This is a genomic window from Streptomyces aureocirculatus (genome assembly GCF_000720475.1).
In the GTDB taxonomy this organism is placed as follows: Bacteria; Actinomycetota; Actinomycetes; order Streptomycetales; family Streptomycetaceae; genus Streptomyces; species Streptomyces aureocirculatus.
Genome location: NZ_JOAP01000139.1, coordinates 1 through 863 on the forward strand (window position 1 = coordinate 1; position 863 = coordinate 863).

Here is an 863-nt window from a genome sequence, read left to right on the forward strand (position 1 = left end):
GGGTGGTGCCGGGTCCGGGGGCGGGGGTGGGGGTGGTGCCGTAGGGGGTCAGGTCGGGCAGGGCGTGCTGGGGGGCCAGGCGCGGGAGCATGAGTTCCCAGTAGTGGCGCAGGGTGGAGCGGGCGACCCATCGGGGGTCGGTGCTGCCCAGGACCTCGAAGCCGACGGTGGCGGCCAGGACGGCGGCGCAGGCCTCCTCGGGGTCGATGCCGTCGGCGAGTTCGCCCTTGGCGGCCGCGGCGGCAAGGAGCTGCTGCACCCAGTGCTGCCACTGGCCGCGCAGGTCCAGGGCCTCACTGCGGCGCGGGGTGGCGCCGGCCAGCTCGAAGCCGGCCCGCACCACGATGTCGGCCTCCAGGCTGCGCATCAGCGCGTGGGTGGCGTCCACCAGGCGCTGCAGCAGGCTGACGTCACTGGCCTCCGCCTGGCCGGTGATGCGGCTGATGGCGCAGGCGGCGGTCTCCTCCACCGCGCGGGCCAGCACCTGTTTGCTCTCGAAGTGGAAGTGCAGCGCACCGCTGCTCACCCCGGCCCGGCTGCTGATGGTGCTGAGCGAGGCCGCAACGAAGCCTTCCTCGGCGAACGTCTGGGCCGCCGCCCGCATCAGCAACTGTCGTGTGCGCGCGGCTCGCGCTTGCTGCACCATGGTGGTTCTCCCGATCGTGGGGGGGTGTACCCGCGGCGGCGTGCACGCCGCCGCGCAGATGCCCTGAACTGCTCCACTCCCCCGTGGACACTGCGACTCTTCAACTCTTCAACTCTGCAAAAACTTCAGAACTGCGGGACTACGGCACTGCGGCGCTTCGGCACTGCGGGGTTTCGGGGCTTGGGGGTTTCGGGGCTTGGGGGCTTGGGGCTTGGGG

Annotated in this window: 1 protein-coding gene; it reads right to left on the reverse strand. The window is 72.1% G+C overall.

What is annotated here, in order from left to right; translation table 11 throughout:
* Positions 1–646 (reverse strand): ScbR family autoregulator-binding transcription factor (locus tag IG78_RS0141065; RefSeq protein WP_030574910.1); only part of this gene is annotated, 646 nt, incomplete at its 3' end.
* Between the last annotated feature and the right edge of the window lie 217 nt (positions 647–863).